At 59.7% G+C, this 15625-nt stretch carries 13 protein-coding genes and 1 riboswitch; of the genes, 5 read left to right on the top strand and 8 right to left on the bottom strand.

The annotated features are described in order from the left end of the window. Positions 1-158: 158 nt before the first annotated feature. The 7 genes from KVH01_RS13520 to purM form a co-directional block, all read right to left on the bottom strand. A complete protein-coding gene (locus KVH01_RS13520) occupies positions 159-2276 on the bottom strand; it encodes a TonB-dependent receptor (protein ID WP_217881764.1) in 2118 nt (705 codons plus the stop codon). Beyond that, positions 2273-3499: an MFS transporter gene (locus tag KVH01_RS13515; RefSeq protein ID WP_217881763.1), complete on the bottom strand. Its 1227-nt coding sequence runs from the start codon at positions 3497-3499 to the stop codon at positions 2273-2275. Before KVH01_RS13515 ends, KVH01_RS13520 begins: the two co-directional genes overlap by 4 nt. After that, on the bottom strand, positions 3489-5414 hold the full coding sequence (locus KVH01_RS13510; protein WP_217881762.1) for an IucA/IucC family protein: 1926 nt from the start codon (positions 5412-5414) through the stop codon (positions 3489-3491). Before KVH01_RS13510 ends, KVH01_RS13515 begins: the two co-directional genes overlap by 11 nt. Before the next feature lie 386 nt (positions 5415-5800). Next, positions 5801-5989 (bottom strand): hypothetical protein, encoded by a 189-nt coding sequence (locus KVH01_RS13505; protein ID WP_217881761.1) that lies wholly within the window; start codon positions 5987-5989, stop codon positions 5801-5803. A 377-nt stretch (positions 5990-6366) separates the two neighbouring features. Continuing rightward, on the bottom strand, positions 6367-7080 hold the full coding sequence (locus KVH01_RS13500) for a DUF3108 domain-containing protein (protein ID WP_043048933.1): 714 nt from the start codon (positions 7078-7080) through the stop codon (positions 6367-6369). A gap of 8 nt (positions 7081-7088) precedes the next feature. Continuing rightward, positions 7089-7739, bottom strand: coding sequence for a phosphoribosylglycinamide formyltransferase (purN, locus tag KVH01_RS13495; protein WP_217881760.1), 651 nt, complete (start codon positions 7737-7739; stop codon positions 7089-7091). Further along, a complete protein-coding gene (gene purM / locus KVH01_RS13490) occupies positions 7739-8797 on the bottom strand; it encodes a phosphoribosylformylglycinamidine cyclo-ligase (protein ID WP_005790182.1) in 1059 nt (352 codons plus the stop codon). The genes purN and purM overlap by 1 nt, the downstream gene beginning before the upstream one ends. Positions 8798-9151: 354 nt before the next feature. Between purM and KVH01_RS13485 the strand changes: the two genes are divergently transcribed. The 5 genes from KVH01_RS13485 (at position 9152) to KVH01_RS13465 (ending at position 13757) form a co-directional block, all read left to right on the top strand. Next, positions 9152-10192 (top strand): DUF2066 domain-containing protein, encoded by a 1041-nt coding sequence (locus tag KVH01_RS13485; RefSeq protein ID WP_217881759.1) that lies wholly within the window; start codon positions 9152-9154, stop codon positions 10190-10192. A 59-nt stretch (positions 10193-10251) separates the two neighbouring features. Next, on the top strand, positions 10252-11325 hold the full coding sequence (locus tag KVH01_RS13480) for an AI-2E family transporter (RefSeq protein WP_043048930.1): 1074 nt from the start codon (positions 10252-10254) through the stop codon (positions 11323-11325). Positions 11326-11529: 204 nt separating this feature from the next. After that, positions 11530-12234 carry a DnaA regulatory inactivator Hda gene (hda, locus tag KVH01_RS13475; protein WP_003193052.1) on the top strand — a complete coding sequence of 235 codons (705 nt, stop codon included), beginning with the start codon at positions 11530-11532 and terminating at the stop codon, positions 12232-12234. A gap of 209 nt (positions 12235-12443) precedes the next feature. Next, positions 12444-13073, top strand: a complete 630-nt coding sequence (locus KVH01_RS13470) for a C40 family peptidase (protein WP_198858708.1) — start codon at positions 12444-12446, stop codon at positions 13071-13073. A gap of 144 nt (positions 13074-13217) precedes the next feature. Beyond that, positions 13218-13757: a C40 family peptidase gene (locus KVH01_RS13465; protein ID WP_217881758.1), complete on the top strand. Its 540-nt coding sequence runs from the start codon at positions 13218-13220 to the stop codon at positions 13755-13757. A gap of 149 nt (positions 13758-13906) precedes the next feature. On the opposite strand, the gene KVH01_RS13460 is transcribed toward KVH01_RS13465, so the two are convergent. Further along, positions 13907-15220 carry a PQQ-dependent sugar dehydrogenase gene (locus KVH01_RS13460; RefSeq protein WP_217881757.1) on the bottom strand — a complete coding sequence of 438 codons (1314 nt, stop codon included), beginning with the start codon at positions 15218-15220 and terminating at the stop codon, positions 13907-13909. A 99-nt stretch (positions 15221-15319) separates the two neighbouring features. Next, positions 15320-15565, top strand: a riboswitch (cobalamin riboswitch). Positions 15566-15625 lie beyond the last annotated feature (60 nt).

The raw sequence follows: 15625 nt of genomic DNA, 5'->3' as shown, positions 1-15625 counted from the left end.
GCGAAAAACTCATAGGCGCCGCGTTCATTCAGGAAGCACGCGTTATCGTTGACGTTTTTCGCGAGCAAGCTCGCTCCTACAGAGGGCGGTATACGCTTAACTGAACGGCATTGCGCCAAAAGGCGGGGTTTGTCGTTTCAGCGCGCAGTGTCAGCCTGTTACCAATCCACGGCGTAACTCAGACTGAAGGTACGACCTTCGGCATTCGGATACGGTGCGCGGGCATTGGCCTGGGCGAACATGTTCTGGTAGTTGCGGTTGGTGAGGTTGTACACCGCACCTTCGAGGCGACCTACCGGTAGCCTTACCGAACCCAACAGGTCGACCAGGGTATAGCCTTGGATATCGCGACCGTTGTTGTCCTTGGCGGCAGCGTCATAATCGGCCAGGCGCATGGCCTGCAGGCGCAGGCTGTAGTCGCCACGGTCATAGCCGACGAACGCTGTGGTTTTGGCCGGGGAGATGCGTGTGGCGGGCAGGTCGATCCATTTGCCGTTCTGCTGGGTCTCGCCTTTGGAGTAAGCGTAGGTGCCGCCTACTGACCACTGGTCGGTGACGTTATACGTCAGGCTGGTTTCGATGCCGCGCACGCGCTCTTTCTGATTGATCAGGCGCAGTACACGGTCGTTGGCATCGTAGAACTGTGTGACATCCGAGGTGTTTTCATACGCTGTGACATTGGCCAGCCACTTGTCCCAATTGCCACGCCAGCCCAGCTCATAGCTGTCGACCTTCAACGCCTGGGCATTGAGGTCTTGAATGTTGTACGTGCTGTTGACGTCACGCAGGAAACGCTGGATATCCGGCAGGGAAAAGCCCTGGCTGAAGTTGGCGAATACATCCTGGTTTTCACTCAGGTGGTACACCGCGCCGAGGTTGTAGAGGGTGTCGTCATACTTGAGGGTGCCGCCCGGCAGTGTCGCGCGATTGCCCGTCTGGACGATTTCGCCGTAAGCGATGCTGTCGTCGACTTCGCTCTCGATCCATTCGCGGCGCACGCCACCTCGCAAGGTCCAGTCACCGATGTCATAGGACAGCTGGCCGAAGATGGCCTTGGTGGTGGTCTGGATGTCCGGGCCCAGCTCGAAGGTGGTGCCGGTCTTCGTGTACGTCAGGCCGTTGACCCGGTATTGGTCGCCACGTTGACGCGAGGTTTCATGATCATAGTCAGCGCCCCAGACCAGGTTGCCGGTCGCAGGGCCGATATCCGGCATCTGCGTGTCGATCGCTGCGCGCAAGCCATAGACCTCTTGCACGCTGTTGTTGTCGGAGATCCCGGCGCGGCCCCTGGACAGATCCGGGAAGAACAACGCGTCAGCGCGGCGCCAGTAACTTTCGACCTGCAAGCCCTGGCCGTAGAAGTCCTTGTCTGCGTAGTTGAGATTGACCGCCTGGTTATGGGTGGACGGTTGGTCGTCCAGGTCCAGGCCTTTTACCGCTACAGCCGAGCTGGTGATGCGTGGGTTCTTGGTATAGCGGGTGTCCTGTTCGTCTTTGTAGTCTTGCAACGACAGGCTGATCTTCTTGTCGTCATCCAACTCGTAGCCAAAGCGACCTTGCAGGTCGTAGGTGTCGGTGTCCATGTTGCTGCCCTGGGACGTATCCTGGGGAATGCGCTTGCCGTTACCGTCGAACTGGTCGTTGCGTTGCACGAAGTTGCCCGACAGGTACCAGTCCAGCGGGCCCTCGCGGCCGGTTGCACTCTGGAATGCCTGGTAGGAAAAGCCTTTGCGGCTGAGGTCGTTGCCGGCCGTCATGCCGATCTTGCTGCTGAAGGCCAGGTCTTCACCTTTGTTGCGCTTGGTGATGATGTTGATGATGCCGCCGGATGCGCCTGCGCCGTAGACACTGCTGGCGCCGGAAATGACTTCGATGCGCTCAATGCTTTCCGGTGCCACGCTGTTGAGCTGGCGGAAGTTATCGCGCGTGGCGTTCTGGGAGACACCGTCAATCAGGATCAGCGTATTGCGCCCGCGAAGCGTCTGGCCGAAGTTGCTCATGCCGCCGCTGGAGGGGGCGATGCCCGGGACCAATTGCCCGAGGATATCGGCAACCCGGCGTCCGGCTGACGTTTGCTGGCGGATCTGTTCCTCATTGATAACCTGTACTGAACCCGGGATCGCCGCAATACTGGTTTCACTGCGCGTGGCCGAGACCACCGTGGCCTGTAGTTGCAGGCTGGTCGCCGCCGGCGTTTCTTCAGTCTGCTCAGCCCAGACGGGGGCACTGATCGACCCGAGCAGGGGCAGCAGGATGGCCCATTGTGTTGTGTTCATGACCTTGCCTTTAAGTTATTAGAAGTATTGACAGAAAAATCGGACGTCTCAGGTGTTCGGGTGAACGAACGGATTGCGCGGATACCGACGGCGGCCACTGCGTAGGTGAGTGCGACCAGCCAGAAGCTGTGGGCCAAACCCACCAAGCCCATGCCGATACCGCCCATCAGCGCGCCGCACAGCGCACCAGCTTTCGCAGCGCTGTTGCCCATGCCCAGGGCGAACCCCTGCTGGCTGGGCGCTACGGTATTGGCGATCAACGTGTAGGCCACGGGCAACAGCGCACCCTGCCACACCCCCCACAGCAGCCGACTGGCGAGGAACCCCAGCCATTCACTGGCCAGCGCCGTAAAGGCCAGTGTGAAGGCGCAGGCCCATGTGACCCACTCGATGATACGCAGCGTGTGTGCGGGCTGATGTCGATCGAACAGGCGGCCCCATAATGGCGCGGACACCGCCAGCGTCAAGGCGCTGGCGGCGTAGCTGGCGCCGATCAGCCACGCGGGGGCGTGCAGAACACCGGCAACATATAACGCGTAAAACGGTTGAGGCATCATCTTGGCTGCCTGGATCAATACGATGATTCCCAACATCGCGCCCAGCCAGCCCTTGGGAAGAGCGGCGGGCCTGGACGTGCTGACAGGTCTGGATCGTGGCGAGTCGCTGGGCAGGAACAGGCTGATTATCGCGCACATCAGGCAGACTGCGGTGGCGCTGTAGCACAGCAATGCGAAACCAGATATATCCATCAGCCAGCCACCCAGCACCGGCCCGGCCAGGGAGCCCACGGCGGTGGCTGATTGCAGTCGGGCAAGAACGTGCCCACGGCCCCCCTCGCCACAGCAGGCCAATGCATAGGCTTGGGCGGCTGCAATGAAGCCGGCCAACGCCCCTTGCGCCACGCGGATGAGCACCAGCAACCAGGGGTCGAGCGTAATGGCAGCCAACGCCTGGCATACCGCCAGCGCCAGCAGCGCCCGAATGATCATCGGCTTATGGCCGGTACGGTCACCCAAGCGTCCCCACATGGGCGTGAGGATCATCGCCGCCATCATTGGCCCGGCATATACCAGCGAAGACAGCAGGCCGGTGTAATGGGCGTTTGCGGCGCCAAGCAGCTTCTGGATCTGCAAGGGCCAGAAAGGGCCGCTCATTTCCATGGCGCCCATGGACACCAGCTGAATCACCACCAGCAAGCGCAGCGCAGCGCTGTTAGCCGACATTGACAGCAGCACTCAGCGGGTTGGGTAAGCGCCCGACAATATCGGCGTGGCTTTCCATCAGTCGCATGCGCATGAACGACTTGGCTGGCCAGTCCTGTTCCAGCAGCGCGGCACGTTCGGTCAGCCAAAGTTGTGGTTCGACCTGGCTGCGCACGTCATCGAAGCACTGGCTGACCTGCGCTGACAGTTCGTCCCACAACAGCGCCTGAGCAATATCGAAGTGGCGTGCACAGAGCAATACCAACTCGCCCAAATGGCACATGAACACCGTGTGCAGCAACTTGTCGCGCACGAAGCCGGCATCGTCATACAACGTCATCTTCGGGTCATGCAGTTCGATGTCCAGGCCTTGGGCGTGCAGGGTTTTACGGTCGATGCGGATGTCGCCGAAATCCCGCAACAGCAGGCGGCTGACGTGGCCGTCTGGGCTCATGACCATAAAGGAATTCTGTTGATGGGCCTCGAAGGCCACGCCATAGCGCAGGTACATGCCCAGCAGGGCTGGCACTGCGATTGACGCGTAGTCCTTGAAAAAAGCGCAGATGGCCTGCGCATCGTCAGTGCCTTTGCTCAGGCGCACCCACTGCCTCAGCAACGGCTGCCCATGCTGGTCGGTGGCGAACAGGCTGCCGACAGGGATCGCCATTTCGCCCGGTTTTAGCAGGCTCTGGGGGTTGTCGCGGTAGAGGACGGCCAGGTGGCGTGAGTGCTCGTCATTCACCGGTTGTGGCTTGAAATGCACGCCGAGGCGCTCGGGTACGATGCTCAGAAGGCGCTGGATCCCAGGCTCGCGCGCCAGGATTGTCTGCAGCAGATGGCTGATCCGCGGCCCCATGCGCGCCGAACGGGGTGACACCGTGCGTTGCACGCTGGTCAGACGCAGCGAAACCGGGAGCTTGACCATGGGCGCGTCGCTGCGGCCTTCAGGCAAAACGGTTCTGAACGACATAGTCGGGTGGGCCGTGAAGGCCACGATGTCGGTCAGCACCAGTAGCCGGTCAGCGATTTCATTGGCGAACAGTTGCGGTAACTCCTGACGAGCTTGCCAAGGGTGGGCAGGCAGCGGCAGGTAATCGTTGGCTTCAAGCCCCAGAGCGCTCAGACGTGCGGTCAATTGGCGGGCGGCGTGCGGGAAGTGGTTTTGCCACCACTGCCAGTAATCCGCGGTACCGGCCAAGCTTTCGACATGGGCGTACTGGTGGTGCAACGCACAGAGCAATACCGGAAAACGCGCCTCGAACTCCGGCGAGAAATCGATGACCTGATCTGTTCCCAAACCCAGCTTCGTCTTGTAGTTGGGGTGCCAGGGATGACCGAGTGTGCCCCACTGCTCAAGCACTGATGTCGGGTTGCAAGCGCCAGGCTCATCCTTGAGATAGCAGAGCAGGTTGTCCTGGTGCACGGGGCCCATTGAGGCATGCAGTCTGAGCGTCCACTCCCCGTGAAAGGCGAGGCACAGGGTATCGTTGATGAAGCTGTCGTCGATCTCTGTGTTGAGACGCTCCAGGACCTCTGGTTCGGCAGGCGATGCGAGGCTGGTATTCAGTAAGGTCAGCAACTGCGACGGGAACTGGACTTTCTGTTCATGCTGCCCGGCCCGCAGCACACTGACCTTGCCGCGCAAATCCCAGCTGGCCATGCGACCGGAACGCAGATGCTCAAAGCGCACGCGGGTCTGGTCGGGTAACAGCAGCCAGCAGTGGCCGTGAGCGTCATAGCTGAGTGTGTTTGGGTCAAGCAGGTCTTCACGAAATAATGCCTGGATCAGGCGTTGGAAACTGCGTTCTGAGGCGGGTGCCAAGGTAGCGAACAGCGTTTCAATGGTGATGTGGCTGGCCTGGAATTGATGGCTGGCAAGCGCTTCACCCCAGCGGCCAAGCAGGGATTGTTCCGGTGTGGTGACGTGTCCGGGCATCAGGTCAAACTCCATTTTGCGTGGTGCGAGTGAAAAGCGCAGCGATACTATCGAGAATCATTATCAGATGTCGATTTATTGTTTTGCTTTTTGCAGAAAAGATTATTCAAGGGGGCGAGAGGCGGGGGGCTGCGGATGCAAATCGTGCGATTGCGCCGTAGCGGCGACAGGCCTGAACGCGCCTGGGGCACGCTGGTTAAGGGTGTTTGTAGGCCAAATCTGTCGTGCACAGCCTTGGAGATTGTCGGAGGTGTCTGTTATTGCGCGGTCGTATAAATGCTAAGAAAAATGACCGCTTTTTAAAACGCAAGCCCCGCTCAAAAGGCGGGGTTTACGTTGTAGGCGGTCCGGCTGCGTGGGCCGGGCGCCTATGGTATCTCAGCGTTTCAGGAGCCTTCTGCGCGGCTTTTCATTTCAAGAGATTCAAGCTCGTTTTTATAATTGTGGGCGTCGCTCTCGTTGTGAAACATGCCGACCAGCAAATCTTGTTGATGTACATCCCAGATGTGAATCCCGTGGCCTACCGCTTCATGGGACATATGTTCATCGTCGCGTTCAGTTACTTTTACAGTCATCTGCTTGCTCCAATCTCTGGTTGATCTGCGGCAAGTCGTCGCAGGCCTTTGTTATATGGTTTGTTAGCTTGCTAAGTAAACGGTTTTTGCACGCAACAATTTATTGCAGCAGGCGCAACAATCGCGCAGGCCGCTAAAACCGGGGCATTCGGTCGCAGGGTCATGAGTTTTATGACAAAAGTTTCATGTTCCAGCCTGGCTGTGAGCCTTTTATTTGCTCTGACGTCGCTATCGGGAGCAAGCCTCCTCCCACAGTGGAATGCATTTCAAATGTGGGAGGGGGGCTTGTCTCCGATGGCGTCATAAGCTTCACAGCAAAGTTTCCAGGCAAAAAAAAGCCCCGCATTCAGCGAGGCTCTTTTGCAGCACATCGGCAATCAGCTGCCCTTGACGGCCTGGCCATCAACGGTGCCATCCTGCAGCATGATGTTGTATTCCTTGCCATCGGTCTCAACCTGGCGCAGGGCTACCAGGATGCCGCCCTGGTCCTTGGCAAACCACATCTGGGTAATGCGCTTGCTCTGCGACGGGTCACGCACGCGCTCGACCTTGATCGCATCGATCGAGCCTACCTTGGTCTGGACTTTTTCCGGGCCGATTACGCGGAAGTCGTAGGTATCGGTATCAGTGCCTTCGACCACGCGGTAGCTCATGCTTTTCTTGCCGGCGGCGACGTCGCGCTGCAAGGCGAGCTGGTAGGTGGACTTGTCGAGCATGCCACTTTCGAGAGTGACATTGACCGGGTCTTTGTTTTCAAAGCCGGTGACTTTCTTGGCGCTTTGGTCGAAGTCCAGATTGATTTTCTTCGCCTTGCCCAGCCCACCGCGCTCGAAGCTGTAGCTCTTGGGTTGCAGGGTGTCCTTGTCGAACAGGATCACGCTGGTTTCGGTCAGGCTGGCAATCATCATCGACGCCTTGAAGTTCAAGGTCCAGGTGCCGTCGCCATTCTTGACCAGGCTGCGTTCAGCCGAACCACTCATGGGCAGCTGTTTCCAGTCGGCGGTGTAGCTGACGGAGAAAGGGTGAAGGTCTGCCGCTTGTACGGCAGGCAAAGCGAACAGCGCAAAAGCGAAGAGCAGGGCGCGACGCATAAAATCTCCTAGGTTCGAATCAAGTGGCCGCTGGCCGCGAGTAACTGACCGTCCAATAATGCACCCTGTTCACCAAGAATCAACCGACCCTCGGCAAACCAGCGAACAGCCAGCGGGTAAATCCTGTGTTCCTGGGTATGAACCCGTTGCGCAAGCGTCTGCGCCGAGTCGCCTGACTCTACCGGAACCACTGCCTGTACGACCAGAGGCCCGCCATCGAGTTCCTCTGTGACAAAGTGCACGCTGCAGCCGTGCTCGCTGTCGCCAGCCTCAAGGGCGCGCTGATGGGTGTGCATGCCTTTGTACTTGGGCAGCAGGGAAGGGTGGATATTGAGCAGGCGTCCTTCGTAATGCCGCACGAAATCAGCGCTGAGGATACGCATGAAGCCGGCCAGCACGACCAGTTTGGGCTCAAAGGCGTCAATCAGTTCGATCAAGGCGCGGTCGAAGGCTTCGCGACCATCGAACGCCTTGTGATCCAGGGAGCGGGTTTCGATACCCGCGTCCCTGGCGCGTTGCAGGCCGTAGGCGTCGCTGCGGTTGGAAATCACCGCAGCGATGCGCACCGGGCTGTCGCCGGTGCGCGTGCTGTCGATCAGGGCCTGCAAGTTACTGCCGGTGCCGGAAAGCAGCACCACGACATCACAGGTCGAAGGCATCAGTGAGCCTTGAGGTTCTTCAGTTCAACCTGGGCTGCGCCTTCTGGAGCAGTGGCGATCTGGCCGATGACCCAAGGTTGCTCGCCGGCTTCACGCAACACGTTCAGCGCGGTTTCAACGTGCTCTTGCGCTACGCAGATGACCATGCCCACGCCGCAGTTCAGCACGCGGTGCATCTCGGTTTCGTTGACGTTGCCCTTCTCCTGCAGCCAATCGAAGACTGCCGGACGCTGCCAGCTGGCCACGTCGACAATCGCCTGGGCGCCTTTTGGCAATACGCGCGGGATGTTGTCCAGCAGGCCGCCGCCAGTGATGTGGGCCATGGCCTTGACTGCGCCAGTGTCCTTGATCAGCTTGAGCAGCGGCTTGACGTAGATGCGGGTCGGGGCCATCAGCAGGTCGGTCAGTGGCTTGCCGTCCAGCTGGATGTTCTCGATGTCGGCGCCGGAGACTTCGATGATCTTGCGGATCAGCGAGTAGCCGTTGGAGTGCGGGCCGGACGATGGCAGGGCGAGCAGGGCGTCGCCGGCCGCCACCTTGGAGCCGTCGATGATCTCGGCCTTTTCCACGACGCCGACACAGAAGCCGGCCAGGTCGTAGTCCTCGCCTTCGTACATGCCTGGCATTTCAGCGGTTTCGCCGCCTACCAGAGAGCAACCCGACAGTTCGCAGCCGGCGCCGATGCCGGTCACGACCTGGGTCGCGGTCTCGACATTGAGCTTGCCGGTGGCGTAGTAGTCGAGGAAGAACAACGGCTCGGCGCCGCACACCACCAGGTCGTTGACGCACATGGCAACCAGGTCGATGCCGATGCTGTCGTGCTTGTTCAGGTTCAGCGCCAGGCGCAGCTTGGTGCCCACGCCGTCGGTGCCGGACACCAGTACAGGCTGCTTGTAGCCGGCCGGGATTTCGCAGAGGGCGCCAAAACCGCCCAGGCCGCCCATGACTTCGGGGCGCGCAGTGCGCTTGGCGACGCTCTTGATGCGTTCGACCAATGCTTCACCGGCGTCGATGTCTACACCGGCGTCCTTGTAGCTCAGGGAGGGTTGCTTGCTCATGATCCAGGCCTTTAGGGGGGGATTCAGGGGTAACGACCGAGCGGGCGGGCGCTTTTGGAAAAGGCCGCTGCCGTTGACGGTCTGCGAAGGCGCGCGATTTTATCAGGCTTGAAGGGCAGCGGCCATCCTCGGGCCGACGGGCAGGGCTATATAGATTAAAAAAGCCGGTTAAAAATACTGATCGTCCCTGCCAAGCGGCATATTAAGGTATAGCCTTGAACCCGCTATCGTTATGACAGTACAAAAACTTACCGAGACCACGTGAATGTTTTGCCGGGTGCTGTGGTCACAGCCTGGCTTAACCGATTCACGCGGTCTGTTCCAGCCGCTAAATTTGTCGTTCGGGAATCTTCCATGCGTCTGTGTAAATTCTTCTTTGTAGGCTGTTTGTCGTTGGTCAGCCTGGCGAGTCATGCCGAAACCCTCAATGGCCTCTATCAAGTGCTCGAACCCGTCAGCAGCCAGTCGCCCCAAGAGCGCGACCAGGCCACCCAGCGTGCCGTGCAGACCCTGGTGATCCGCCTGACCGGCGACGCCAAGGCTGCCGACGGCCCTGGGCTGGCGGCGATCCGCAAGGACCCGCAACAAATCATCAGCCAGTATGGCTACGACGCCGGCCCACCGGAAAGCCTGCAAGTGGACTTCGACCCAGTCAGCACTGATCGCGCCTTGCGTGACGCGGGCCTGTCGATCTGGGGCAGCAATCGGCCGTCGATCCTCGGTTGGTGGCTGAACGATTCCACCGAAGGCAGCAGCCTGGTCGGCGATGGCCAGGCGGTTGCCCAGGCGCTGCGCCGGGCCGCGCAACACCGTGGCTTGCCGCTGCGCCTGCCGCTGGGCGATCTGGATGAGCAGGTGGTTGCCACTGCGCCAAACCTGGAAAGTGCCGACGCCACGCCCTTGCGCGCAGCCTCCGAGCGCTACGGCGCCGATGCTTTGCTCGCTGTGCACGCGCGTCAGGAAGGCAATCAGTGGCAGGCCAAATGGCGCCTGTGGCTGGGCGACAAGGCCGAGCAGGGCACTGCCCAGGGCGCTGATACTGCCGCACTGGCCGATGCTGTATTGCTGGCGGTCAGCCAAACGCTGGCGCCGCGCTTTGCGGTCAAGCCGGGGGTGAGCAGCGAGCAGCTGCTTGAAGTGCAAGGCATGAACCTGGAGCGCTACGCGGCATTGGGCCGCTTGCTGGAGCCTTTTGGTGGCCAGCCGCAATTAGTGGACGGCAATCGCATTGTGTATCGCGTCAATGGCAGCGCCGAGCAGCTGCGTACCCAATTGAGCCTGGCCAAATTGCAGGAAATTCCCGCAGGTGAAGTCCTGGTTCAGCAACCGCTGGTGGATGGCACGCAACCGGCGCCTACACCTGAGCCCCAGGCACAACTGCGTTTTCGTTGGTAAATGGTGCTCCTCCTTCTATATAGAAGGAGGGCGTAGATAGATAACAGATGGAGTGGTTTATGGCGGATACGCGTCGTTGGGTGTGGCTTGGCGGGATTGTCCTGCTGTGCGGTTTTGTGTTCTTGCTGCATTCGATCCTGACGCCGTTTCTGGTGGCGCTGCTGCTCGCGTATCTGTTCGATCCCGTGGTGGATCGCCTGGAAAAAGCCGGTATGTCGCGCACCTGGGGTGTGGTCACGGTGTTTGCGCTGTTCACGCTGATTATCACGGCGCTGGTGTTGATACTGGTGCCGATGTTGGCCAAGCAGCTGTTTCGCCTCTATGAACTGGCGCCGCAGATGCTCGACTGGTTGCAGCACACGGCGATGCCGTGGGCGCAGTCCAAGTTTGGGCTGGCGGATGGTTTCTGGAAGTTCGACAAGGTCAAGGCGGCCATCAGCGAACATATGGACAAGACCACCGACATCGTCAGTGTGGTGCTCAGCCAGGCGACCGCTTCAAGCCTGGCGCTGATCGGCTGGTTGACCAACCTGGTGTTGATCCCGGTGGTGGCGTTCTACCTGCTGCGGGACTGGGACATCATGATGGCCAAGATCCGCAGCCTGCTGCCCCGCGACCGCGAAGAACGCATCGTCTCGCTGGCAGGGGAATGCCATGAGGTGCTCGGTGCATTTGTCCGCGGCCAATTGCTGGTGATGCTGGCCTTGGGGGTTATCTACGCTGCCGGTCTGATGGCGATCGGCCTGGAGCTGGGGCTGTTGATCGGCCTGATCGCGGGCCTGGCGGCTATCGTGCCGTACATGGGCTTTGTGATCGGCATCGGTGCGGCGCTGGTGGCGGGCTTGTTCCAGTTTGGCGGCGACCTTTACCCGATGCTGGGGATTGTCGCGGTGTTCATGGTCGGCCAGGCGTTGGAAGGCATGGTGCTGACGCCGCTGCTGGTGGGTGATCGGATTGGCCTGCATCCGGTTGCGGTGATCTTTGCGATCCTGGCCGGTGGCGAGTTGTTCGGCTTTACCGGCATCCTGCTCGCGCTGCCGGTGGCGGCGGTGATCATGGTGCTGGTACGGCATGTACACGACTTATATAAGGATTCGGACGTGTACACGGGCATTGATGAGCCTGATTTGTAATCGTGATGTCACAAACCCGGCCCAGGCCGGGTTTGTTGTTTCTGACGGCGGGTGCGTCAAACAATCCGCGTAAATTCGCCACGTTAACGCAAACCTTTGATTTTGCTTGTGGTCTGCTGCATTGTGCGCCCGGCGTCACGGGTATAAACTTTGCAAACTTTACATAGAGGCCACTAACGGTTCGATGGGAGCCGTTCAGTCAGCATGAAACCGATTCAGCTGCCCCTAGGTGTGCGTCTGCGTGATGACGCTACCTTTATCAACTACTACCCAGGCGCCAATGCCGCTGCACTCGGCTATGTCGAGCGGCTCTGCGAAGCCGACGCCGGGTGGACTGAAAGCCTGATCTACCTGTGGGGTAAGCATGGCGTGGGGCGTACCCACCTGCTGCAGGCCGCGTGCCTGCGTTTCGAGCAGATGGGGGAGCCGGCGGTATACCTGCCGCTGGCCGAGTTGATGGATCGCGGCATCGGCATCTTCGACAACCTTGAGCAGTACGAGCTGGTGTGTCTCGACGACTTGCAGGCAGTGGCCGGCAAAGCGGAATGGGAAGAAGCGCTGTTTCATCTGTTCAACCGCCTGCGCGACAGCGGCCGGCGCCTGCTGATCGCCGCATCGACTTCACCGCGTGAGCTGCCGGTGAAGCTGGCTGACCTCAAGTCTCGCCTGACCCTGGCGCTGATCTTCCAGATGCGCCCACTATCCGATGAGGACAAGTTGCGTGCGCTGCAACTGCGTGCGTCCCGTCGCGGCCTGCACCTGACCGACGAAGTCGGGCACTTCATCCTTACCCGTGGCACGCGCAGCATGAGCGCGTTGTTCGATTTGCTCGAGCAACTCGACCAGGCGTCGTTGCAGGCCCAAAGGAAATTGACGATTCCTTTCCTGAAAGAAACCTTGGGATGGTAAGCGATTGATTTGCCATGGTTTGGCACTTTTCAGGCGCCAGAAAACCCGCGTTTTAGCCCGGCAGGCCACGCAGTAGCAGCGATAAATGGAATTACGGCTTAGATGTCATAGTCGAAACCAGAAGTCACATAGATCGCGATTGAATTTGCAAATCGATGTGATAGAGGGCATAGTCTCGGCTTCTTTACACATCAGCCACGGTCGTGCCCATGCTAAATCGCTTCGCACCCCTCGTGCCTCTCGCACTCGTTACCCTGTTGTTTGGTTGCGCCTCCCACCCTCAGCAGGTGGTAGAGCAGCAGAAGCCACAACAGCAGACTCAACAAAAATTTGTCGCCGCCCAGTCTTCCACTGTTTATGAGGAAGAGCTGGCCACTGAAAAGGAACTGGCCGATTTTTCCGGCAGCAAGCCTTACCAGCTGCCTTTGCTGGCCGACAGCATTCTTGAACGCGGCAAGTCCCTGATCGGTACCCGTTACCGTTTTGGCGGTACCTCTGAAGCTGGTTTCGATTGCAGCGGCTTCATCGGCTACCTGTTTCGTGAAGAAGCCGGCATGAATCTGCCTCGCTCGACGCGCGAAATGATCAACGTGGATGCACCGTTGGTCGCACGCAACAACCTCAAGCCGGGTGATCTGCTTTTCTTTAGTACCAGTGGTCGTGGACGTGTCAGCCACGCTGGTATCTACTTGGGTGATAACCAGTTTATTCACTCCAGCAGCCGCCGCAGTGGTGGTGTCCGGGTCGATAACCTGGGTGACAGCTACTGGAGCAAAACCTTCATCGAAGCCAAGCGCGCACTCGCCATGGCCCCGACTACGGTTACCGCTAGTAAGTAAAGTTAAAGTGATACTTGAAGTTTGACGTGTAAGCGCTAGAATCCCTGGACATTGTTGTCATCCGTTCGCGCGAGCTTTGCTTGCGCGTTCTGGTTTTCAACGTTCGGCAGCGAAAGCCGCATCCAGACCAGGATTGTTCTGCACATGTCGACCTCGGCCCGCCTGATTCTTATTGTTTGCGCCGCGCTGCTCAGCGCCTGTGCAAGCCGTCCACCGCCGCCCGCGCCTGTAGCGGTCAAGCCCAAGCCGGTGTTCAACTACGCTACCCAGAATTTCTCGCCTGCTGCCGAAGATGTGCTCTTCCGCGCCCTGGGCCTGGTCGGCACGCCTTATCGTTGGGGCGGCAACACGCCGGACTCGGGGTTTGATTGCAGCGGCCTGATTGGCTTTGTATTTCGCGATGCCGCCGGGATCTCCCTGCCGCGCACCACCCGCGAGCTGATCGTGATGCGCGCCCAGGATGTCAGTGAGCGGAACCTGCAAACCGGCGACCTGCTGTTCTTTGCCACCGGTGGTGGTTCGCGGGTCAGCCATGCGGGGATTTATGTCGGGGAAGGGCGCTTTGTGCATGCGCCGCAAACCGGCGGTACGGTGAAGCTGGATACGCTATCCAAAGCGTATTGGCAGAATGCCTATCTGAGTGCCAAGCGTGTATTGCCGGCGAATCTGGCACGCAACCCTTGAGTCGTACATAGATCCAAGTGTGGGAGGGGGCTTGCTCCCGATAGCGGTCTGTCAGCTGAGTATGTGCTGACTGTTACACCGCTATCGGGAGCAAGTCGAATCGTCGCACCGCCCCTCCCACATTGGTTTTATAGTGTGCTTGAGATGGGTTATTTGGCTGCCGAAACCCGCCAAACCTTATTCCCCACATCATCAGCCACGAGCAAATCCCCTTGCTGGTCGATCACCACACCCACCGGCCGGCCCATGGCTTTCTCATCGCTGTTGAGAAACCCCGTCAGCACATCCACCGGCTGTCCTTTTGGCTGGCCCCCTTCAAACGGCACGAAAATCACCTTGTAGCCACTGTGTGGCTTGCGATTCCACGAACCATGCTGGCCGATAAACGCACCGTTGCTGAACTGCGCGGGCAGTCTGTTGCCCTCGGCGAACGTCAGCCCCAGTGAGGCGGTATGAGGGCCTACCGCGTAGTCCGGCGCGATGGCCTTGGCGACCAGATCAGGGTTTTGCGGTGTGACACGCACATCCACATGCTGGCCGTAATAGCTGAAAGGCCAGCCATAAAACCCGCCATCCTTGACTGAGGTGATGTAGTCGGGCACCAGGTCACTGCCGATTTCATCGCGTTCATTGACCGCCGTCCACAGCTTGCCGCTCTGAGGTTCCCAGGCCATGCCGTTAGGGTTGCGCAGGCCGGAGGCGAAAATGCGGTGCTTGCCGGTGGCGCGGTCGACTTCCCAGATTGCGGCGCGGCCCTGCTCTGCCTCCAGGCCGTTTTCACCGACGTTGCTGTTGGAGCCGACGCTTACATACAGCTTGCTGCCATCCTTGCTGGCCACCACGTTTTTCGTCCAGTGGTGGTTCAAAGGCCCGCCCGGTAAGTCCACGACCTTGGTGCCCCGGGCTTTGATCGCGGTTTCACCTGGCTGATAGGGGAAGCGCAGCAACTTATCCGAGTCCGCCACATACAGGTCGTTGCCGACCAGTGTCATGCCAAAGGGCGAATTGAGATTCTCCAGGAACACCGTGCGGGTTTCGGCCACGCCATCGTGATCGGCATCGCGCAGCAACGTAATGCGGTTCGGGCTCGGCACGCCGGCACCGGCACGGCCCATGACCTTTTCCATTACCCAGCCGCGCACGCCTTTGGAATCGTCCGGCTTGGGTGGCGCATTGGTCTCGGCCACCAGCACGTCGCCGTTGGGCAGCACGTAGAGCCAGCGCGGGTGATCCAGGCCCTCGGCGAACGCGGCAACCTGGGTGCCGGCAGCAGCAGTTGGCTTGGCGCCCTCAGGCCAGCCAATGGCCGGGGCGATATTGACGGTGGGGATCAGGGTCTTGTTCGGTTCCGGCAGCTTGGGCGCGGGCCCGGTGCCGTCGGAGACCTGCAAGGTAGAGCTTTCGCCGCAGGCGGCGAGGCTGCCGGCGAGCATGATCAGTAAGGCGAGTCGGGTTTTATGCATGGTTTTCTCCTTGATACCTGTAAGGGTAGAGAAGCAGGGTGTACGGATGGTTCAAGTACCAGGCCAGCTTTAATTGACGCTCCACCCCCAACCCACTAACCTTCGCGGCTTGTTCCAGGTGCTCTGTGGCGTGCGCGTCGGCAGAGTGAAACAGGGAAGCCGGTGAGTGAGCGCACTTGTACACAGTGTTGCCGCGATTCCGGCGCTGCCCCCGCAACGGTAAATGAGTCAAGACGGTGCTGTTTGCCACTGTATCGCTCGCGATATGGGAAGGCGCGCCCTCGGCTGCTTCGATACGACGCGCCACTCATGAGTCCGGAGACCGGCCTTGAACATTCAACAGCATCACGGTGGGCGATGCTTGGCTGTCTGTTTTGTCTTTTTCCTGCCCGCCGTTTTTTGTCC

The organism is Pseudomonas khavaziana (genome assembly GCF_019145205.1).
Taxonomy (GTDB): domain Bacteria; phylum Pseudomonadota; class Gammaproteobacteria; order Pseudomonadales; family Pseudomonadaceae; genus Aquipseudomonas; species Aquipseudomonas khavaziana.
Note: the sequence above shows the minus strand (reverse complement) of the source record. Positions and strands in the feature narration are given on the sequence as shown.

What these genes read in the sequence shown, in the direction of transcription:
- KVH01_RS13520 (WP_217881764.1), bottom strand. Translation starts at nt 2,276, where the DNA reads ATGAACACAACACAATGGGCCATCCTGCTGCCCCTGCTCGGGTCGATC.
- KVH01_RS13515 (WP_217881763.1), bottom strand. Translation starts at nt 3,499, where the DNA reads ATGTCGGCTAACAGCGCTGCGCTGCGCTTGCTGGTGGTGATTCAGCTG.
- KVH01_RS13510 (WP_217881762.1), bottom strand. Translation starts at nt 5,414, where the DNA reads ATGCCCGGACACGTCACCACACCGGAACAATCCCTGCTTGGCCGCTGG.
- KVH01_RS13505 (WP_217881761.1), bottom strand. Translation starts at nt 5,989, where the DNA reads ATGACTGTAAAAGTAACTGAACGCGACGATGAACATATGTCCCATGAA.
- KVH01_RS13500 (WP_043048933.1), bottom strand. Translation starts at nt 7,080, where the DNA reads ATGCGTCGCGCCCTGCTCTTCGCTTTTGCGCTGTTCGCTTTGCCTGCC.
- purN (WP_217881760.1), bottom strand. Translation starts at nt 7,739, where the DNA reads ATGCCTTCGACCTGTGATGTCGTGGTGCTGCTTTCCGGCACCGGCAGT.
- purM (WP_005790182.1), bottom strand. Translation starts at nt 8,797, where the DNA reads ATGAGCAAGCAACCCTCCCTGAGCTACAAGGACGCCGGTGTAGACATC.
- KVH01_RS13485 (WP_217881759.1), top strand. Translation starts at nt 9,152, where the DNA reads ATGCGTCTGTGTAAATTCTTCTTTGTAGGCTGTTTGTCGTTGGTCAGC.
- KVH01_RS13480 (WP_043048930.1), top strand. Translation starts at nt 10,252, where the DNA reads ATGGCGGATACGCGTCGTTGGGTGTGGCTTGGCGGGATTGTCCTGCTG.
- hda (WP_003193052.1), top strand. Translation starts at nt 11,530, where the DNA reads ATGAAACCGATTCAGCTGCCCCTAGGTGTGCGTCTGCGTGATGACGCT.
- KVH01_RS13470 (WP_198858708.1), top strand. Translation starts at nt 12,444, where the DNA reads ATGCTAAATCGCTTCGCACCCCTCGTGCCTCTCGCACTCGTTACCCTG.
- KVH01_RS13465 (WP_217881758.1), top strand. Translation starts at nt 13,218, where the DNA reads ATGTCGACCTCGGCCCGCCTGATTCTTATTGTTTGCGCCGCGCTGCTC.
- KVH01_RS13460 (WP_217881757.1), bottom strand. Translation starts at nt 15,220, where the DNA reads ATGCATAAAACCCGACTCGCCTTACTGATCATGCTCGCCGGCAGCCTC.